15 protein-coding genes and 1 pseudogene are annotated in these 16873 nt (G+C 72.1%); 9 read left to right on the forward strand and 7 right to left on the reverse strand.

Annotated features, from left to right (window positions below):
* Window positions 1-69 precede the first annotated feature (69 nt).
* A complete protein-coding gene (locus ABT254_RS40915) occupies window positions 70-444 on the forward strand; it encodes a helix-turn-helix domain-containing protein (protein ID WP_030947329.1) in 375 nt (124 codons plus the stop codon).
* 252 nt (window positions 445-696) lie between these two features.
* Complete coding sequence (locus tag ABT254_RS40920; protein ID WP_351482392.1) at window positions 697-975, forward strand: hypothetical protein; 279 nt, start codon at window positions 697-699, stop codon at window positions 973-975.
* Here ABT254_RS40920 and ABT254_RS40925 read toward each other — a convergent pair.
* The 3 genes from ABT254_RS40925 to ABT254_RS40935 are packed head-to-tail and all read right to left on the reverse strand — an operon-like array spanning window position 923 to window position 7646.
* Entirely contained in the window at window positions 923-1687 is a 765-nt protein-coding gene (locus ABT254_RS40925; protein ID WP_351482395.1) for an SDR family NAD(P)-dependent oxidoreductase, read from the reverse strand. The genes ABT254_RS40920 and ABT254_RS40925 overlap by 53 nt on opposite strands.
* A gap of 32 nt (window positions 1688-1719) precedes the next feature.
* Window positions 1720-2556 carry an Fpg/Nei family DNA glycosylase gene (locus ABT254_RS40930; protein WP_351482398.1) on the reverse strand — a complete coding sequence of 279 codons (837 nt, stop codon included), beginning with the start codon at window positions 2554-2556 and terminating at the stop codon, window positions 1720-1722.
* Window positions 2557-2612: 56 nt separating this feature from the next.
* The gene (locus tag ABT254_RS40935) at window positions 2613-7646 is read right to left on the reverse strand and encodes an ATP-dependent helicase (protein WP_351482401.1); all 5034 of its coding nucleotides are present in this window, start codon (window positions 7644-7646) and stop codon (window positions 2613-2615) included.
* A 298-nt stretch (window positions 7647-7944) separates the two neighbouring features.
* Here ABT254_RS40935 and ABT254_RS40940 point away from each other — a divergent pair.
* From ABT254_RS40940 to ABT254_RS40950, 3 genes and pseudogenes are all read left to right on the forward strand, one after another.
* A pseudogene (locus tag ABT254_RS40940) lies at window positions 7945-8910 on the forward strand (helix-turn-helix transcriptional regulator).
* Entirely contained in the window at window positions 8811-9572 is a 762-nt protein-coding gene (locus ABT254_RS40945; RefSeq protein ID WP_351482404.1) for an AzlC family ABC transporter permease, read from the forward strand. Before ABT254_RS40940 ends, ABT254_RS40945 begins: the two are co-directional and overlap by 100 nt.
* A complete protein-coding gene (locus ABT254_RS40950; RefSeq protein ID WP_351482407.1) occupies window positions 9569-9877 on the forward strand; it encodes an AzlD domain-containing protein in 309 nt (102 codons plus the stop codon). The genes ABT254_RS40945 and ABT254_RS40950 overlap by 4 nt, the downstream gene beginning before the upstream one ends.
* 11 nt (window positions 9878-9888) lie before the next feature.
* Here ABT254_RS40950 and ABT254_RS40955 read toward each other — a convergent pair whose 3' ends face one another.
* Window positions 9889-10833 (reverse strand): hypothetical protein, encoded by a 945-nt coding sequence (locus tag ABT254_RS40955; protein ID WP_351482410.1) that lies wholly within the window; start codon window positions 10831-10833, stop codon window positions 9889-9891.
* 80 nt (window positions 10834-10913) lie between these two features.
* Between ABT254_RS40955 and ABT254_RS40960 the strand changes: the two genes are divergently transcribed.
* Complete coding sequence (locus tag ABT254_RS40960) at window positions 10914-11108, forward strand: DUF3046 domain-containing protein (protein ID WP_351482413.1); 195 nt, start codon at window positions 10914-10916, stop codon at window positions 11106-11108.
* 60 nt (window positions 11109-11168) lie between these two features.
* Complete coding sequence (locus tag ABT254_RS40965; RefSeq protein WP_351482416.1) at window positions 11169-12437, forward strand: AI-2E family transporter; 1269 nt, start codon at window positions 11169-11171, stop codon at window positions 12435-12437.
* 30 nt (window positions 12438-12467) lie between these two features.
* On the opposite strand, the gene ABT254_RS40970 is transcribed toward ABT254_RS40965, so the two are convergent.
* Window positions 12468-13274 carry a hypothetical protein gene (locus tag ABT254_RS40970; protein ID WP_351482419.1) on the reverse strand — a complete coding sequence of 269 codons (807 nt, stop codon included), beginning with the start codon at window positions 13272-13274 and terminating at the stop codon, window positions 12468-12470.
* Window positions 13275-13644: 370 nt separating this feature from the next.
* On the opposite strand from ABT254_RS40970, the gene recA reads away from it, so the two are divergent.
* Window positions 13645-14769, forward strand: coding sequence for a recombinase RecA (gene recA / locus ABT254_RS40975; protein WP_351482421.1), 1125 nt, complete (start codon window positions 13645-13647; stop codon window positions 14767-14769).
* A gap of 3 nt (window positions 14770-14772) precedes the next feature.
* Entirely contained in the window at window positions 14773-15666 is an 894-nt protein-coding gene (gene recX / locus ABT254_RS40980; RefSeq protein WP_351482424.1) for a recombination regulator RecX, read from the forward strand.
* Between the two features lie 172 nt (window positions 15667-15838).
* On the opposite strand, the gene ABT254_RS40985 is transcribed toward recX, so the two are convergent.
* Both ABT254_RS40985 and ABT254_RS40990 read right to left on the reverse strand, forming a co-directional pair.
* A complete protein-coding gene (locus ABT254_RS40985) occupies window positions 15839-16270 on the reverse strand; it encodes a rhodanese-like domain-containing protein (protein WP_351482427.1) in 432 nt (143 codons plus the stop codon).
* On the reverse strand, window positions 16267-16806 hold the full coding sequence (locus tag ABT254_RS40990; protein WP_351482430.1) for a cupin domain-containing protein: 540 nt from the start codon (window positions 16804-16806) through the stop codon (window positions 16267-16269). The genes ABT254_RS40985 and ABT254_RS40990 overlap by 4 nt, the downstream gene beginning before the upstream one ends.
* Between the last annotated feature and the right edge of the window lie 67 nt (window positions 16807-16873).

The raw sequence follows: 16873 nt of genomic DNA on the forward strand, positions 1-16873 counted from the left end.
GGCCGCAGCGCGAGGCGGTACGGTGGGGCGTGAAGGATGCGGCTACGCGGTCCGAGGAGGGAGCCACCGATGATTCTGCTCCGTCGCCTGCTGGGTGACGTGCTGCGTCGGCAGCGCCAGCGCCAGGGCCGTACTCTGCGCGAAGTCTCCTCGTCCGCCCGAGTCTCACTCGGCTATCTCTCCGAGGTGGAGCGGGGGCAGAAGGAGGCTTCCTCCGAACTGCTCTCCGCCATCTGCGACGCGCTGGACGTACGGATGTCCGAGCTCATGCGAGAAGTGAGCGACGAGCTCGCCCTCGCCGAGCTGGCCCAGTCTGCTGCGGCCACCGAGCCTGTGCCCGCGCCGGTTCGTCCGATGCTGGGTTCCGTGTCGGTGACCGGTGTGCCACCGGAACGGGTGACCATCAAGGCGCCCGCCGAGGCGGTGGACGTGGTCGCCGCGTGACGTTCACGCGCGTGGCTGCGTGAGCCGACGTGCACGTGCAAGGCCCCGGCCGGGGCTTCTCCAGGAAGAGCTGGGGAGGTGCGGTCGGGGTTTTCGTGTTGTCGGAGGGTCGAACGGCTGTGCGGTCCGTTTGCCGGTGTGGTCCGGGGCGGTCATGGTGGATGCCTGCGATGCGTTGCGCCCATGTGCCGTCGGTGCGCCCTTTCCGGGGGTGAAGGCGGCGGTCTAGCTTCGGGGCCGGAGGTGGCGTCCATGGCACGGCCGACAGTGCGGTGGGGGGCGTTTCTCGGGCTCGGGGTGCTGTGGTGGTGGGCGGTACTGCGGCTTGCGTTTGCGCCCGGTGCCGGTGTGCTGGAGGGGGCGGTCGCTGCGGGGGGCTGGGGGCTGGGTCTGCTGCCGGTGCACTGTGTGCCGAAGACGGGGGCGGCGGGCGCCGTAGGGGCAGGGCGGTGGCGGCTGGCCTGGCGGACGGCCCGCATCACCACGGCATCGCCACCCCGCCGTTCGGACGCAGGATCTGGCCCGTCGTGAACGAGGAGGCGTCGGACGCCAGATACAGCACGGTGTGAGCGACGTCCTCCGGTTCGCCGACCCGGCCGAGTGGTGACATCCGGGCCATCAGTGCCTCGGTCTGCGCCTGTGCCCCGTCCTCGTGGCGGTCGGTCATGGGGGTGCGGATCCAGCCGGGGGCGACCGCGTTGACCCTTATTCCGTGCCGGCCGACCTCGTTCGCCAGGGTCTTCGTCAGCTGGACGACGGCCGCCTTGGACGCCCCGTAGCAGAGCAGGCCGGGGCGGCCGGTGTCGACGGCGCCGGAGGCCATGGTGATGATGCTGCCGCCGCTCCTCCGGTCCAGCATCAGACGGGCGGCCTCCTGGCAGGCGTACAGCACGCCCTTGAAGTTCACGCTCAGGACCCGGTCGAGGTCCTCGTCCCGGGTTTCCAGGACCGGGCTGCTGTGCATGATCCCGGCGACCGCGGCCATCACGTCCAGGCGCTCGCAGGACTCGACGGCCTGTCTGAGCTGTCCCCGGTCGGTGACGTCGAGGTGGTGGACACGGGCGGTGCCGCCGCCGTCCTTGATCAGGGTCGCCGTCTCGTGCAGGCCCTGTGCGTCGAGGTCGGCGCAGTGGACCGTGGCGCCCGCTTCGGCGAGCAGCACGGCCGAGGCGCGGCCGATGCCGCCGGCCGCTCCGGTGACGAATGCGGTACGTCCGGTGAGTTCGTACGCCTTGACGGGCATGAAGGGACGGTACGAGGGTTTCTGACGGGTCGTCAATTAGTCGTACGGCGTGGAGTTCCGCGGGGTGGGGAAGTGCTCGGTGCCGGTCCCGTCTGGCAGTGGGGGCACCAGTAGGTGGGGCGTTCACGGGAGCCGTCGCCCTGGTCCGCCACGCGGACGGAGGTGTGGCAGCGCAGACAGGGGCGGGGCGCGCGGCCGTACACGAAGAGGTCCTGGCCGCGGCGGCCCGTCGTGGTGCGGACCGGGCGGTCGCGGTTGGCCTCCAGGAGCTTCTTGGCGAGCACGGGCAGCTTCGCCGCCCGGTCGGCGGGCAGCGCCCCGATGGGGAGCCAGGGGGTGGCGCCGAGCAGGAAGCAGAGCTCGCTCTTGTACACATTGCCGATGCCGGCGAGGTTGCGCTGGTCCAGGAGGGCCTCGCCGAGGGGGCGGGCGGGGTCGGCGAGCAGGTTGGCGAGCGCCAGCTGCGGGTCCCAGTCCGGGCCGAGGAGGTCGGGGCCGAGATGGCCGACGGCGCGCTGTTCGTCGGTGGTGCGCAGGAGGTCGAGGACGGGGAGCCGGTAGCCGACTGCGGTGCGGTCGGCGTTGCCCAGGATCACGCGGATCTGGTGGGCGGGGCCGCCGGTCCAGCGCCGGCCGTTCGCGTACACCTTCCAGGAGCCGTCCATCCGCAGGTGGGAGTGGAGCGTGAGGCCGCCCTCGATACGCGTCAGGAGGTGCTTGCCGCGCGGGGTGACGTCCAGGACGGTATGGCCCGTGAGGTCGGTCGTGGCGTACTTGGGCACCCGGAAGTCGCTCCGGGTCAGCACCTTGCCGGCGAGGGCGTCGTGCAGGCGTTTCGCCGTCTGCCAGACCGTGTCTCCTTCGGGCATGGGTCAAGGGTGTCACGGGCGGGCGCGCGCGGGCTCGGACAGCGGGCCCCTGGCGGTTACGCCCGCAGCCGCAGGCCCCGCGGGGTTGCGATGAAGCCGGCTCCCTCCAGGAGAGTGCCGATGGGGGAGGTCAGGGCCGAGGCGCCATTGACCCGCTCCACCGTGACGGTGCCGAGCGAGCCTGCTCGGGCGGCCCCGGCCAGGGCTTGCGCGGCGGCCTGCAGGCGCGGGTCCTCGACGGCGGTGCCTTCCGGGTCGGCGGGCCAGGCCAGCAGCGTCTTGCCGCCACGCTCCATGTAGAGCGTCAGTTCCCCGTCGACGAGGACCACCAGGGAGCCCGCCTTTCGGCCCGGCTTGTGCCCCGCGCCGGTCGGGGGCTCCGGCCAGGGCAGTGCTGCGCCGTACGCGTTCGCCGGATCGGCTGCGGCGAGGACGACGGCTCTGGAGTCGGGAGTGGGGCGGGGGCGGCGCTCCGGGTAGGCGGAGCCGTACGAGCCGGGGCCGCTTCGGGGGCCGCCTGCGCCTGGGGAGGCGAGGTCGCGGGGCGAGACGTATTCGTCCCGTGAGGCGCGGGCGGGCGGGAGGCCGAAGTCGTCCTCGAAGCCGGTGATGTCGAACTCGGGCCGGTTCCGGCGCTCGCGGTCCCCGCTCCGGGCGGTGCCGCTCCCCGAGTCGAAGCCGCTTGTCCAGTCGAAGGTGTCGGGGTCGTCGGAGCTGTGGGGTGTGTGGCCGTGGGGCGTTCCGGCGCTCGGGTCGCCGGGCGCGGTGAAGGCGTGGGACGAGCCGAAGGGGTCGGCGGGGAAGCCGCTCGGCGTGCCGCCGGCCGTGGGCTGCGGCAGGGGTTCGCCGCGGTCGCGGGCGTTGGACACCGCGCGCAGGCGGTCCACCGCGCCGTCCATCGCGAACTGGGCCGCGCCGAGCCCCTCCACCACATAGCCGCGCCGTGCCTGGCCGCTCTCCTCGAAGGCGGACAGGATGCGGTACGTCGCCGAGAAGCCGCCCTCGATGCCTTCCGCGGCCACGGCGCCCCGGGTGACCACGCCGTGTCGGTCGAGGAGGGTGCGGGCGACGGCGTGCGCGCGCACCGTCGGGTCGGCCTCGCGTGCCGGGAGCAGGGACCAGCGGCCCGCGACGGTCGGCGGACCGCTGCGGGAGGCGGGGCGGGCTGCGGCGGTCAGGGAGCCGTAACGCCCGCGGGGGACGCTGCGCTTGGCGCGGTGGGCCGTGGAGCCCGCGGTGCGGCCCGAGCCCAGCAGGGAGCGCATGGGGGCCAGTGTGTCGTTCGTGAGGCGGCCGGACCAGGCCAGGTCCCAGACGGCGTCGGCCAGTTGGGGATCGGTGACCTCGGGGTGGGTGGTCGCGCGGACCTGGTCGGCGATCTGGCGGAAGAACAGGCCGTAGCCCCCGGAGAGGGCGTCCAGCACGGACTGGTGGAGCGCGGTCAGTTCCAGCGGGTGGGGCGGGGGCTGGAGCAGGGGTGCGGCGTCCGCCAGATACAGCGAGACCCAGCCGTCCTTGCCGGGAAGGGCGCCGGCGCCGGCCCAGACGACCTCTCCGGCGGCGGTGAGCTCGTCGAGCATCGCGGGCGTGTAGTTGGCGACGCGGGACGGCAGGACCAGCTTCTCCAGGGCCGACGCGGGCACGGATGCGCCCTGCAACTGCTCGACGGCACGCATCAGTCCGTCGACACCGCGCAGGCCGTGCCCCTTGCCGATGTGCTGCCACTGCGGCAGGAACTGGGCGAGCGCGGCCGGTGCCACCGGTTCCAGCTCGTGCCGCAGCGCGGCCAGGGAACGACGGCGCAGTCGGCGCAGTACCGCCGCGTCGCACCACTCCTGGCCGATGCCCGCCGGATGGAACTCGCCCTGGACGACACGGCCGTTCGCAGCGAGGCGCTTGAGTGCGCCTTCCGTCACGGCCACGCCCAGGCCGAAGCGGGCCGCCGCCGTGGCCGACGTGAAGGGGCCGTGGGTGCGGGCATAGCGGGCGAGGAGGTCGCCGAGGGGGTCCTTCACCGGCTCCGTGAAGGCCTCCGGGACGCCGACCGGCAGGGCCGTGCCGAGGGCGTCGCGCAGGCGGCCCGCGTCCTCGATCGCCGCCCAGTGGTCCGCACCGGCGATGCGGACCCTGATCGCGCGGCGGGCGCCGGCCAGTTCCTGGGCCCACTGCGGCTCTGCGCCGCGCTCGGCCAGCCCCGCTTCGGTCAACGGGCCGAGCAGGCGCAGGAGATCGGCGACACCCTCGGCGTCCTTGACGCGCCGGTCCTCGGTGAGCCACTGGAGCTCCCGCTCCAGCTCGGTCAGCACCTCGGCGTCGAGCAGTTCGCGCAGCTCCGCCTGGCCCAGCAGTTCGGCCAGCAGCCGCGAGTCCAGGGAGAGCGCGGCGGCGCGGCGCTCGGCGAGCGGGGAGTCCCCCTCGTAGAGGAACTGGGCGACGTACCCGAAGAGGAGGGAGCGGGCGAAGGGGGAGGGCTCGGGGGTGGTGACCTCGACCAGGCGTACCTTGCGGGACTCCAGGTCGCCCATCAGCTCGACGAGGCCGGGGACGTCGAAGACGTCCTGGAGGCACTCGCGGACCGCTTCCAGGACGATCGGGAACGAGCCGAACTCGCTGGCCACCTGGAGCAGTTGGGAGGCGCGCTGGCGCTGTTGCCACAGCGGGGTGCGCTTGCCCGGGTTGCGGCGCGGCAGCAGCAGCGCGCGGGCCGCGCACTCGCGGAAGCGGGACGCGAACAGGGCGGAGCTGCCCACCTGGTCGGTGACCACCTGGTCGACCTCGCCCTTGTCGAAGACGACGTCCGCCGCGCCGACGGGTGCCTGGTCGGCGTCGTACTCCGTGCCCGCCTTCATCGGTTCCTGGTCGAGCAGGTCCAGGCCCATCAGGTCGGCGTCCGGGAGGCGCAGCACGATGCCGTCGTCGGCGTGCATGACCTGGGCGTCCATGCCGTACCGCTCGGAGAGCTTCGCGCCGAGGGCGAGTGCCCACGGCGCGTGCACCTGGGCACCGAAGGGGGAGTGGACGACGACCCGCCAGTCGCCGAGCTCGTCGCGGAAGCGCTCCACGACGATCGTGCGGTCGTCGGGGACGTGGCCGCAGGCCTCGCGTTGCTCGTCCAGGTAGGACAGGACGTTGTCCGCGGCCCAGGCGTCCAGGCCCGCCGCGAGGAGGCGCAGCCGGGCGTCCTCCTTGGGCAGCGAGCCGACCTCGCGCAGGAACTGGCCGACCGCGCGGCCCAGTTCCAGCGGGCGGCCGAGCTGGTCGCCCTTCCAGAAGGGGAGCCGGCCCGGTACGCCCGGCGCGGGGGAGACCAGGACGCGGTCGCGCGTGATGTCCTCGATGCGCCAGGAACTGGTGCCGAGAGTGAAGACGTCTCCCACGCGCGACTCGTAGACCATCTCCTCGTCGAGCTCGCCGACCCGGCCGCCGCCCTTCTTGGGGTCGGCTCCGGCGAGGAACACTCCGAAGAGCCCGCGGTCGGGGATGGTGCCGCCGGAGGTGACGGCGAGGCGCTGAGCGCCGGGGCGGCCGGTGACCGTGCCGGCGACGCGGTCCCACACCACGCGCGGGCGCAGCTCGGCGAACGCGTCGGAGGGATAGCGGCCCGCGAGCATGTCGAGGACCGCCGTGAACGCCGACTCCGGGAGTGAGGCGAAGGGCGCGGCCCGGCGGACCGTGGCGAGCAGGTCGTCGACCTGCCAGGTGTCCAGTGCTGTCATCGCCACCAGCTGTTGCGCCAGGACGTCCAGGGGGTTGGCGGGGATCTTCAGGGATTCGATGGAGCCGGTGCGCATGCGCTCGGTGACCACCGCCGCCTGGACGAGGTCGCCGCGGTACTTGGGGAAGACCACGCCGGTGGAGACCGCGCCCACCTGGTGTCCCGCGCGGCCCACGCGCTGCAGGCCGGAGGCGACGGACGGCGGGGACTCGACTTGGACGACGAGGTCCACCGCGCCCATGTCGATGCCGAGTTCGAGGCTCGAGGTCGCGACCACGGCGGGCAGACGGCCCGCCTTGAGGTCCTCCTCGACGAGGGCGCGCTGCTCCTTGGAGACCGAGCCGTGGTGGGCGCGGGCGATGACGGGTGGCGCGCCCTGCGCGGCTCCCGAGCCGCCCATGAGCTCCGCCGGAGCGTGGTGCTCGTCCATGGTCTCGCCGGTGGCCCGCTCGTACGCGATCTCGTTGAGCCTGTTGCACAGACGCTCCGCGAGGCGACGGGAGTTGGCGAACACGATCGTGGAACGGTGGGCCTGGACGAGGTCGGTGATCCGCTCCTCGACGTGCGGCCAGATCGACGGGCGCTCCGTGCCCTCCGATCCGTCGGCGACCGGGGAGCCGCCCAGCTCGCCCAGATCCTCGACCGGGACGACGACCGAGAGGTCGAACTCCTTGTCCGACTTCGGCTGGACGATCTCCACCTTGCGGCGCGGTGAGAGGTACCGCGCGATCTCGTCGACCGGGCGGACCGTCGCCGAGAGGCCGATGCGGCGGGCCGGCTTCGGCAGGATCTCGTCCAGCCGCTCCAGGGAGAGGGCGAGATGCGCGCCGCGCTTGGTGCCCGCCACCGCGTGCACCTCGTCGAGGATCACCGTCTCGATGCCGGTCAGCGCGTCGCGCGTGGCTGACGTCAGCATCAGGAACAGGGACTCCGGGGTGGTGATCAGGATGTCCGGGGGGCGGGTGGACAGGGCGCGGCGCTCGGCGGCCGGGGTGTCGCCGGAGCGGATGCCCACCTTCACCTCGGGCTCGGGCAGGCCCCTGCGTACGGATTCCTGGCGGATACCGGTCAGGGGGCTGCGGAGGTTGCGCTCGACGTCGACCGCGAGGGCCTTGAGCGGCGACACGTACAGGACGCGGCAGCGCTTCCTGGGGTCTGCGGGCGGGGGTGTCGAGGCCAGCTGGTCCAGGGCGGCGAGGAACGCGGCCAGCGTCTTGCCGGAGCCGGTGGGGGCGACCACCAGGACGTCCGAGCCCTCTCTGATGGCCTGCCACGCGCCTGCCTGGGCCGCGGTGGGCGCGGAGAAGGCGCCCGTGAACCAGCCGCGGGTCGCGGGGGAGAAGCCGTCCAGGGCTCGGTGTGCGGAGCTGACCATGCGTCCATCCTGCACCCGGCCACTGACAATGGGGCTGACCTGCGGGTTCGCGGCGCTGGGCTTGGGTGGCCGGGCGCGGTGGGGTTCGTTGTGGGTCGGGGTCGCGGCGGTGCGGCGAGCCCGCCGCCCGTGGGGGAGTGGCCTGGTGGGGGAGGGGCCGGCGGTGGGACGACGTACGCGGCGGGCTGCGCCGCACCGCCGCGACCCGCTCCCGTACGTCGGCGGCTGCGGGTGCGTGGGGGTGGGGTGGGAGTGCGGGCGTGGGGCTGCTTTGGGTCGGGTGGCGGAGAATGGGGGGATGGCGGGGTCGGGGAAGGAGTTGGCTCGGCACTGGCAGTACGCCGGGTTGCCCGGGGTTGATCTGCTGCGTGCTCGGTACATCCGCAAGGAGTTCGTGCGGCATACGCACGAGAGCTTCGTCATCGCTGCCATCGCGGATGGGGTTGAGGTGTTTCACCATCGCGGGGCGGATCAGTACGCGGGGGCGGGGGCGCTCGCTTTGGTCAATCCGGACACCCCGCACACGGGGCGGGCCGGTGTGCCGGAGGGGTGGCGGTACGGGGCCGTGTATCCGTCGCCCGAGGTGGTGGCCGAGATCGCGGCCGAGACCACGTTCATTCGGGGGACGCCCGGGTTCGTCAGTCCGGTGCTCGACGATTCGTACACCGTGGGGCTTGTGCATCAGGTGCTGCGTGCCGCGGAGGACGGCAATGCGCTGGCCGCGGACACGCTGCTGCGGGTCGCGGTGACGAGGTTGCTACGGCTCAACGGCGGGGCCTTGCCGCAGCGGGAGGTGCGGACGGCGGGTGCCCGGATCGCGGCACGCGCGCGTGCCGTGCTGGAGGAGAGCCTGGCCGGGCCTCCGACCCTGGAGAGGCTTGCTGCCGATCTTGGTACCAGCCCGTTCGCTCTGCTGCGGGCGTTCCGGGACGCCTACGGGATGCCGCCGCACACCTGGCTCACGGACGCGCGGGTGCGGCAGGCGCGACGGCTGCTGGACGCCGGTGCGACGCCCGCGGAGACCGCCGTCGCCGTCGGGTTCACCGATCAGCCGCATCTGAACCGGCACTTCACCCGGATCGTCGGCGTGCCCCCTGGGGCGTACCGGCGTGAGCGCAAGAACGTACAAGACGCCCGGGCGTGACTGCTTCTACCGTCCGGTACGTGGCAGAACAGACAGCTCTCACAGGCTCACGTCCGGAAGGCGGAGGGAAGGCCGACTCCGACGTCGTACGGGATGCGCTCGCAGTCGGCGTCGCCGTAGGACTGTCCGGCTTCGCCTTCGGGGTGACCTCGGCCGGCAGCGGGCTCACGCTGCCGCAGACCTGCGCGCTCAGCCTCCTGGTGTTCACCGGGGCATCCCAGTTCGCCCTGGTGGGGGCGCTCGCGGCTGGGGGCAACCCGCTCACGGCAGCGGCGGGCGCCTTCTTCCTGGGGGTGCGCAACGCCTTCTACGGGCTCCGTCTGTCCCAGTTGCTGGCCCTCCCGCGCGCGATGCGGCCGTTCGCCGCGCAATGGGTCATCGACGAGACCACCGCGGTCGCGCTGGCACAGCCCACGCGGCGAAGCACGCGCATCGGGTTCGCCGTCACCGGGCTCAGTCTTTACCTGCTGTGGAACCTCACCACGTTCCTCGGCGCACTGGGCGCCGACGCCATCGGGGACACCGACGCGTGGGGCCTCGACGCCGCCGGGCCGGCCGTTTTCCTCGCTCTGCTCGCGCCGATGCTCAAGACCACCACCGAGCGCGCGGTGGCCGGCCTCGCCGTCCTGCTGGGGCTCTGTCTGCTGCCCGTGCTGCCCGCCGGAGTGCCCGTCCTGGTGGCCGCGCTGGCAGCGCCCACTGTTCTGTGCCTGGAGGGCCGCCGCCGGGGCGTGTCACGCAGGGCAGCACACGAGAACGACGTACCGGAGGAAGACCGTTGAACACCTGGATCGCGATCGGCGCGACCGCCTTCGGCTGCTACGCCGTCAAGCTCGCCGGACTGCTCGTACCCGCGGGCGTGCTCGAGAAGCCGCTCGTCAGGCGTCTGGCCGCGCTGTTGCCGGTGGCCCTTCTCGCCGCCCTCACGGCCCAGCAGACCTTCGCCGACGGGCACGCCCTGGTGCTCGACGCGCGGGTTGCAGGGCTTGCCGCAGCCGCTGTGGCGCTGGTGCTGCGCGCCCCGTTCCTGCTCGTCGTGGCGGCGGCTGTCGTGGTGACCGCCGGGGTGCGCGCCATGGGCGGGTGACGGCGCCCGGGTCAGCCGATGGGACGCCCGTGCGCTCTGAGGGTGTGCAGTGCCTCGATCGTTGCCATGGGGCGAGCCTCCAGGGCGGTCCCCGCTGTCCACCGGTGCCGGCGGACGGGCCAGCCGCCGTCCTCGTGCTGTGCGTCCGCGAGGTAGTCCAGGGAGCGCGTCATCTCGGCATCCGTGAACCACGCGCGCGCCAGTGAGCTCGGCGTCCTCGCGTAGTCGTGCGGGAAGTGGTGCTCACCGGGCGCGTAGCCGAGGGCGACCGGGTAAGCGTCGAGGCGGTCGGGCTCCAGAGCCGCGAGCCGCTGTTCGCGCACCAGGCGGCCCAGGCGGTCGGCGGCCGCCTCCGCGCGCGGGCGGTCGGGAGCGGAGTCCAGGAAGGCCACGGCGGCCTCGATCTCGTAAGGGTGGGACTTCTCCAGCGACTCGACGGCATGCCAGCAGAAGTCCGTGGCCCGGAACAGCCAGGCGTGCCAGACCTCGTTGCGGTGCAGCAGGCCCACCACCGGACCCGTGGTGAGGAGTTCACTGGGCGGGTCGTCCACGATCGGCATGAAGGGGGCCGCCGGATAGCCGCGCTGGCTGGGGTGGATCGCCGGGAGGGCACCGTCCGTCGTGGACACGGCGGTCAGATAGCGGCACACGCGCTCCACCCGCTGTCCGCCACACCGCCCGATGGCATCCAGAACACGCAGCGCGCGCACAGTGTGCAGCGGCTGGCTGACCGGGCCGCGCAGATCGGGCTCCAGCGCGTGGCCGTACCCGCCGTCCTCGTTGCGGTACGCGTCCAGCGCGGTCTCCACCGGGTCGGCGCCCCCGTTCAGGAAGTGGTGCGTGAAGAGGCGCTGCTCCAGCACGCGCGCGGTGAGCCAGACGAAGTGCTCGGCGCGGAACAGCGGGGAGCGTGCCGGAGGTGTGGCAGGCAGGGGGGAAGCTCCTGTTTCGGGCATGCGTCAGACCGTAGGGCGGAAAGCGGTCTCGGCAAGGGGTCCCGGCTCAGGCCCACCCTCAGGGGCGGGATACTGGAGTCATGCGGTTGACGGTCTTCTGGCAGCGGATGGCGGATCACTTCGGTCCGGGATACGCCGACACCTTCGCACGCGACCACGTGATGGCGGAGCTCGGCGGTCGCACCGTGCGCGGGGCGTTGGACGCCGGCTGGGACGCCAAGGACGTGTGGCGCGTGGTCTGCACCGTCATGGACGTTCCGCGGGAGAAGCACTGATCGGTCACGAAGATCGCAGGGCGGTAGTTGATTGTCAGACCAGTGGGCGAGACTGAATCCGTGGCACCCACTGACGAGTCCGGGCAGACGGCCCAGCACGCATCCCCGTTCGGTACGACGCCGCCCGGCCGACCCCCGGCCGACGACACCGGGCCGAGCGTCCGTATGCCGCGCTGGCTGCCACGCGCCGTGGTGCTCGTCCTCGCCCTGTACGCGGCTTTCCAGCTGGGCACTTGGGCCTTCCATCAGCTCACCGGCCTGCTGATCAACATTCTCATCGCGTTCTTCCTGGCCCTGGCCATCGAGCCCGCGGTGAGCTGGATGGCCTCGCGCGGCATACGCAGGGGGCTGGCGACAGGCTTCGTCTTCCTCGCCGTAATGATCATGGCGGCGGGTTTCGTCACCCTGCTCGGCTCCATGCTCGCGGGCCAGATCATCAAGATCGTCGAGGACTTCCCGGACTACCTCGACTCCGTCATCAACTGGGTCAACACACACTTCCACACCGAGCTCAGACGCGTTGACGTCCAGGAAGGACTGCTCCGCTCCAACTGGCTGCGCAACTACGTGCAGAACAGCGCCACCGGTGTGCTGGACGTGTCCGCCCAGGTCCTCGGCGGTCTCTTCCAGCTGCTGACGATCGTGCTGTTCTCGTTCTACTTCGCCGCGGACGGCCCGCGGCTGCGCCGCGCGATTTGCTCCGTCCTGCCGCCCGCGCGTCAGGCCGAGGTGCTGCGTGCATGGGAGATCGCCGTCAACAAGACCGGCGGTTACATCTACTCGCGCGGCCTGATGGCGCTCATCTCCGGCATAGCGCACTACATCCTGCTGCAGATCCTGGGTGTGCCCTACGCGCCCGTGCTCGGCGTCTGGGTGGGTCTGGTCTCCCAGTTCATCCCGACCATCGGCACCTACCTCGCGGGTGCCCTGCCCATGCTGATCGCCTTCACCGTCGGTCCCTGGTACGCGCTGTGGGTGCTGATCTTCGTCGTGGTCTACCAGCAGTTCGAGAACTACATGCTGCAGCCCAAGCTGACCGCGAAGACCGTCGACATCCACCCCGCCGTCGCCTTCGGTTCGGTCATCGCCGGCACCGCGCTCCTCGGCGCCGTCGGCGCGCTGATCGCCATCCCCGCGGTCGCCACGCTGCAGGCGTTCCTGGGGGCCTATGTGAAGCGGTACGCCGTCACGGACGACCCTCGTGTCCACGGGCACCGGAGAGGGGGATCCGGGCCGGGTCTGCTCACACGCGCGAAGCAGTTGTGGATACGGCGGCCGGGGGTGGCACAGGACGAAGCGGTGGAAGCTGGAGAGGGGTCCTCCTTCTGAGGCACGGCCCGCTGAGCCGACGCAACCTGCTCAGTACGTGAGGACGGCCCACACCCCGGCCACGATGACGGCAGCCACGTAGCAGCCGGTCGCCGCGGCCACGATCCGCCGCCGGACCGGCTCGCTCCAGGACGTGCCGGACAGCAGCCTGGCCAGCGCCGGCAGGACGAGCACCGCGTGCAGGCCGACTCCGTGCAGCGGCTTGAGCGGGGCCGTCGAGTGGTAGGCCGCCTCCTGGTGCCCGGTCCGGGTGAGCACGACACCGCGCGCGATCATCGCGGCGCCCGAAGCGAGCGCGACGAGCAGGATCGCGAAGCCGGAACGTACCGCGAGCGCCATTCCCGCGGGACCTGTCGGCCGGTGCCGGAACGACGCGACGGCGAACAGGGTGAGCAGCACCACGAGGACGCCTCCGCCCACCGCGAGCGTCATGGACACCGCGGTGTCGAACGGTGTCTCCATGTCGAGGTGCGAGGGCACCCGGCGCCAGGCCTGAAGGGTGATACCGCCGACCTCCACGACGCAGTCGGCGGCGAACACGATGAGCAGCAGGGCGCGCAGCCGCGAACCGATCCGCAGATACGACGTCACCCAGGTGACCGCGATCAGCGTCGCCCCGAAGGACAGCCCGAACGTGACGGGCTTGCGCCAGGAGACGGGCCCGTCCCAGGGGCCGCCGTCGACGGCGAACACCACCAGGTGCACGAGTCCGGAGAGGATCAGGACAAGGCCGACGGCGTGGCAGAGGCGCTCCGCCGGGCGGTCCCCCGCCGTGACTGCGACGACATGGGAACGTTTCGCCCTGCCGCCCTCCTGGGTGCGCTGCGTGGTCTCCATGCCTTCAGCCTCGCGAGAGCGCCCCCTCCGGTCGTCGTCCGGCCGGAGACACCCACCGTACGCCGCAGGGAGCAGCCGGACGACCCGGACGCGGCGCAGGCGCGAACAGCGGCCGCATGCCTTGGAGTCCGGCTCGTTGTCGGAACGCGGACGTAGGGTCGGAGGTGTCGCGTGGTGCGCTTGACACGAAAATCGAACATCCATTCTCATGGAGGCTCCGGCGAGGCTCTCGACGGGTAATTCGGCACGGTTTTGACAGAGATGTACCCGAGTTATCCACAGGCCGGACGGGCGTCGGGGCGCATTGTCAGTGGCAGGCGTTAGCGTCTTTGACGTGAAGCGATCGACTCAAGCAAACCGGGTGGAACCCATGGCAGGAACCGACCGCGAGAAGGCGCTCGACGCCGCGCTCGCACAGATTGAACGGCAATTCGGCAAGGGCGCCGTGATGCGCCTCGGCGAGCGGCCGAACGAGCCCATCGAGGTCATCCCCACCGGGTCGACCGCACTCGACGTCGCCCTCGGCGTCGGCGGCCTGCCACGTGGCCGTGTGGTGGAGGTGTACGGCCCGGAGTCCTCCGGCAAGACGACCCTGACGCTGCACGCGGTGGCGAACGCGCAGAAGGCAGGCGGCCAGGTCGCCTTCGTGGACGCCGAGCACGCCCTCGACCCCGAGTACGCGAAGAAGCTCGGCGTCGACATCGACAACCTGATCCTGTCCCAGCCGGACAACGGCGAGCAGGCCCTGGAGATCGTGGACATGCTGGTCCGCTCCGGTGCCCTCGACCTCATCGTCATCGACTCCGTCGCCGCGCTCGTCCCGCGCGCGGAGATCGAGGGCGAGATGGGCGACAGCCACGTCGGTCTCCAGGCCCGTCTGATGAGCCAGGCCCTGCGGAAGATCACCAGCGCGCTCAACCAGTCCAAGACCACCGCGATCTTCATCAACCAGCTCCGCGAGAAGATCGGCGTGATGTTCGGCTCCCCGGAGACCACGACCGGTGGCCGTGCGCTGAAGTTCTACGCCTCGGTGCGCATCGACATCCGCCGCATCGAGACCCTGAAGGACGGCACCGAGGCGGTCGGCAACCGCACCCGCTGCAAGGTCGTCAAGAACAAGGTCGCCCCGCCCTTCAAGCAGGCCGAGTTCGACATCCTCTACGGCCAGGGCATCAGCCGCGAGGGCGGCCTGATCGACATGGGCGTGGAGCACGGCTTCGTCCGCAAGGCCGGTGCCTGGTACACGTACGAGGGCGACCAGCTCGGCCAGGGCAAGGAGAACGCGCGCAACTTCCTGAAGGACAACCCCGACCTGGCCAACGAGATCGAGAAGAAGATCAAGGAGAAGCTGGGCGTCGGTGTACGTCCGGAGGAGCCCACCGCCGAGCCGGGCGCGGACGCCGCCGTCTCCGCCACCGCGGACGACACCGCGAAGACGGCGCCCGCTCCTGCGGCCAAGGCAGCCAAGACCAAGGCTCCGGCTGCCAAGAGCTGACCTATGACACGGCGAACCGACTGGGCCGAGTACGCCTACCCGGACCCTCCGCGAGGAAGGGACGGGAGAGGCGACGCGGCTCTTGACGGGCCGGACGGCGATGCGTACGGGGCCGAGACGGACCACGGCGCACAGGTGAGACACGGCCGCGCGAGGTCACGCGGCACGACGGCGTACGGCATCGGGGGGTCGTACGGCGACGAGCCGGGGGGCAGCGAGCGGCCGGACGGCGGGGGACCGGACGGTTTCGGCTCGTCCGGTGGTGGTTCGCGCCGTGGCGGCCGGACCCGCGGGGCGGGCGGCTCCCGCGGGCGCCGGCAGCGGCGCCGCGATGAGCCGTCCGGTGAGGACGGGGGTTCCTCCTCCTCGTCGAGGGCCGAGCAGGAGGAATCCCCGGCGGACCCGGTGGAGCGGGCACGGGCGATCTGCCTGCGCCTGCTCACCGGGACCCCGCGCACGCGCAAGCAACTCGCCGACGCCCTGCGCAAGCGGGAGATCCCGGACGAGGCCGCGGAGGAGGTGCTGTCGCGGTTCGAGGAAGTCGGGCTGATCAACGACAGCGCGTTCGCGGACGCCTGGGTGGAGTCCCGGCACCACGGCCGCGGGCTCGCCCGGCGGGCTCTTGCCCAGGAGCTGCGGACCAAGGGCGTCGACTCCACACTGATCGACGCGGCTGTGTCGCAGCTCGACTCGGAGCAGGAGGAGGCGACAGCGCGCGAACTCGTCGCCCGCAAGCTGCGTTCCACACGCGGCCTCGACCGCGACAAGCGGCTGCGCCGCCTTGCGGGCATGCTCGCCCGCAAGGGCTACTCCGAGGGCATGGCCCTGCGGGTGGTCCGGCAGGCGCTGGAGGAGGAGGGGGAGGACACGGAGTTCCTCGGGGACGAGGGGTTCTGACGGGGCAGGAGCCGACGAGACGTGGCCGCCGAGATGCGTGCCACGCGTAGAGCGGCGTGAGCATCGAACCCGGCGGCGCGGTCCCTCTTTGCCGGTGCTGTCGTCGTCAAGGTCGATGCCCTGTCGGACGGCTACGGAGTACCGGCGCCGGCGCCGACCGATCGCCGACCGCCTATGACGTCACCGGCAGTCCCGCCGCCTTCCACGCCTGGAACCCGCCGACCAGATCCGTGGCCCGTCCCAGCCCCAAACTGTGCAGCGATGCCGCCGCGAGGCTCGATGCGTACCCCTCGTTGCAGATCACCACGACCCGTACCTCGTGACTCGTGGCCTCGGGCACGCGGTGGCTGCCCTGCGGGTCGAGGCGCCACTCCAGCTCGTTGCGCTCGACGACCAGGGCGCCGGGGATCAGGCCGTCCTGTTCACGCAGGGCGGCGTATCGGATGTCGACCAGGAGTGCCTCACCGGCGCGGGCGGCGTCGTACGCCTCCTTCGGCTCGATCCGCTCGTAGCCCGCGCGGACCCGCTCCAGGAGCTCGTCGATGCCGAGGGGCTGTTCACCCGCACCGCCCACGTGCCCGCCGACCGGACCGTCGCCGCTCACTGCCAGTCCTCCGGGCGCTCGACCTGCTCCAGGCGCAGGACCTGGCCCACGCGGCTGTAGCGGCGGATCTGCGGCAGGGGCGGGTAGTAGGCGTGGACGGAGACCGCGTGCCGGTGGGTGGACTCGTTGAGCACCTCGTGGACATGGTGGCGGCCGAAGGCACGCCCCTTGCCAGCCGGCAGCTGCCGCTCCCGGTCCACGCCGTCGGTGAGTTCCAGGGTCTTCCAGCCGTCGGCGGGCAGCCGGGCGGCGAGCGAGTTCTCCTTGAGCTCACCGGCCGCCGTCACGAAGGCGCCGACGGACTCGGCGTGGTCGTGCCAGCCGGTGCCCGTCCCGGGCGGCCAGCCGATCAGCCAGGCCTCACTGCCGCCGGGCCCCTCCAGGCGCACCCAGGTGCGGCCCTCGGGATCCAGCGGGAGGGAGGCGATCAGCTCGGCGTCTGCGGCCGTACGACGTACGAAGTCGAGGAGGTCCGCCTGTGTCGGAGCCTGCACGGCTCCGGCGGCAGAGGGAGGGGCGGAAGGGGAGACAGACACGTGGCACCGTCCTGAAGAAGCGTTCGCGGGGCGCGCGGCAGCACTGGAAGGCGCGCGCGGGAAGAGG

Origin of the sequence: Streptomyces sp. NPDC001137 (assembly GCF_040298885.1) — a bacterium.
In the GTDB taxonomy this organism is placed as follows: domain Bacteria; phylum Actinomycetota; class Actinomycetes; order Streptomycetales; family Streptomycetaceae; genus Streptomyces.

Excerpts from the sequence above, each read along its gene's own strand:
- ABT254_RS40915 (WP_030947329.1), top strand. The coding sequence starts at position 70 with ATGATTCTGCTCCGTCGCCTGCTGGGTGACGTGCTGCGTCGGCAGCGC.
- ABT254_RS40920 (WP_351482392.1), top strand. The coding sequence starts at position 697 with ATGGCACGGCCGACAGTGCGGTGGGGGGCGTTTCTCGGGCTCGGGGTG.
- ABT254_RS40925 (WP_351482395.1), bottom strand. The coding sequence starts at position 1,687 with ATGCCCGTCAAGGCGTACGAACTCACCGGACGTACCGCATTCGTCACC.
- ABT254_RS40930 (WP_351482398.1), bottom strand. The coding sequence starts at position 2,556 with ATGCCCGAAGGAGACACGGTCTGGCAGACGGCGAAACGCCTGCACGAC.
- ABT254_RS40935 (WP_351482401.1), bottom strand. The coding sequence starts at position 7,646 with ATGGTCAGCTCCGCACACCGAGCCCTGGACGGCTTCTCCCCCGCGACC.
- ABT254_RS40955 (WP_351482410.1), bottom strand. The coding sequence starts at position 10,833 with ATGCCCGAAACAGGAGCTTCCCCCCTGCCTGCCACACCTCCGGCACGC.
- ABT254_RS40960 (WP_351482413.1), top strand. The coding sequence starts at position 10,914 with ATGCGGTTGACGGTCTTCTGGCAGCGGATGGCGGATCACTTCGGTCCG.
- ABT254_RS40970 (WP_351482419.1), bottom strand. The coding sequence starts at position 13,274 with ATGGAGACCACGCAGCGCACCCAGGAGGGCGGCAGGGCGAAACGTTCC.
- recA (WP_351482421.1), top strand. The coding sequence starts at position 13,645 with ATGGCAGGAACCGACCGCGAGAAGGCGCTCGACGCCGCGCTCGCACAG.
- recX (WP_351482424.1), top strand. The coding sequence starts at position 14,773 with ATGACACGGCGAACCGACTGGGCCGAGTACGCCTACCCGGACCCTCCG.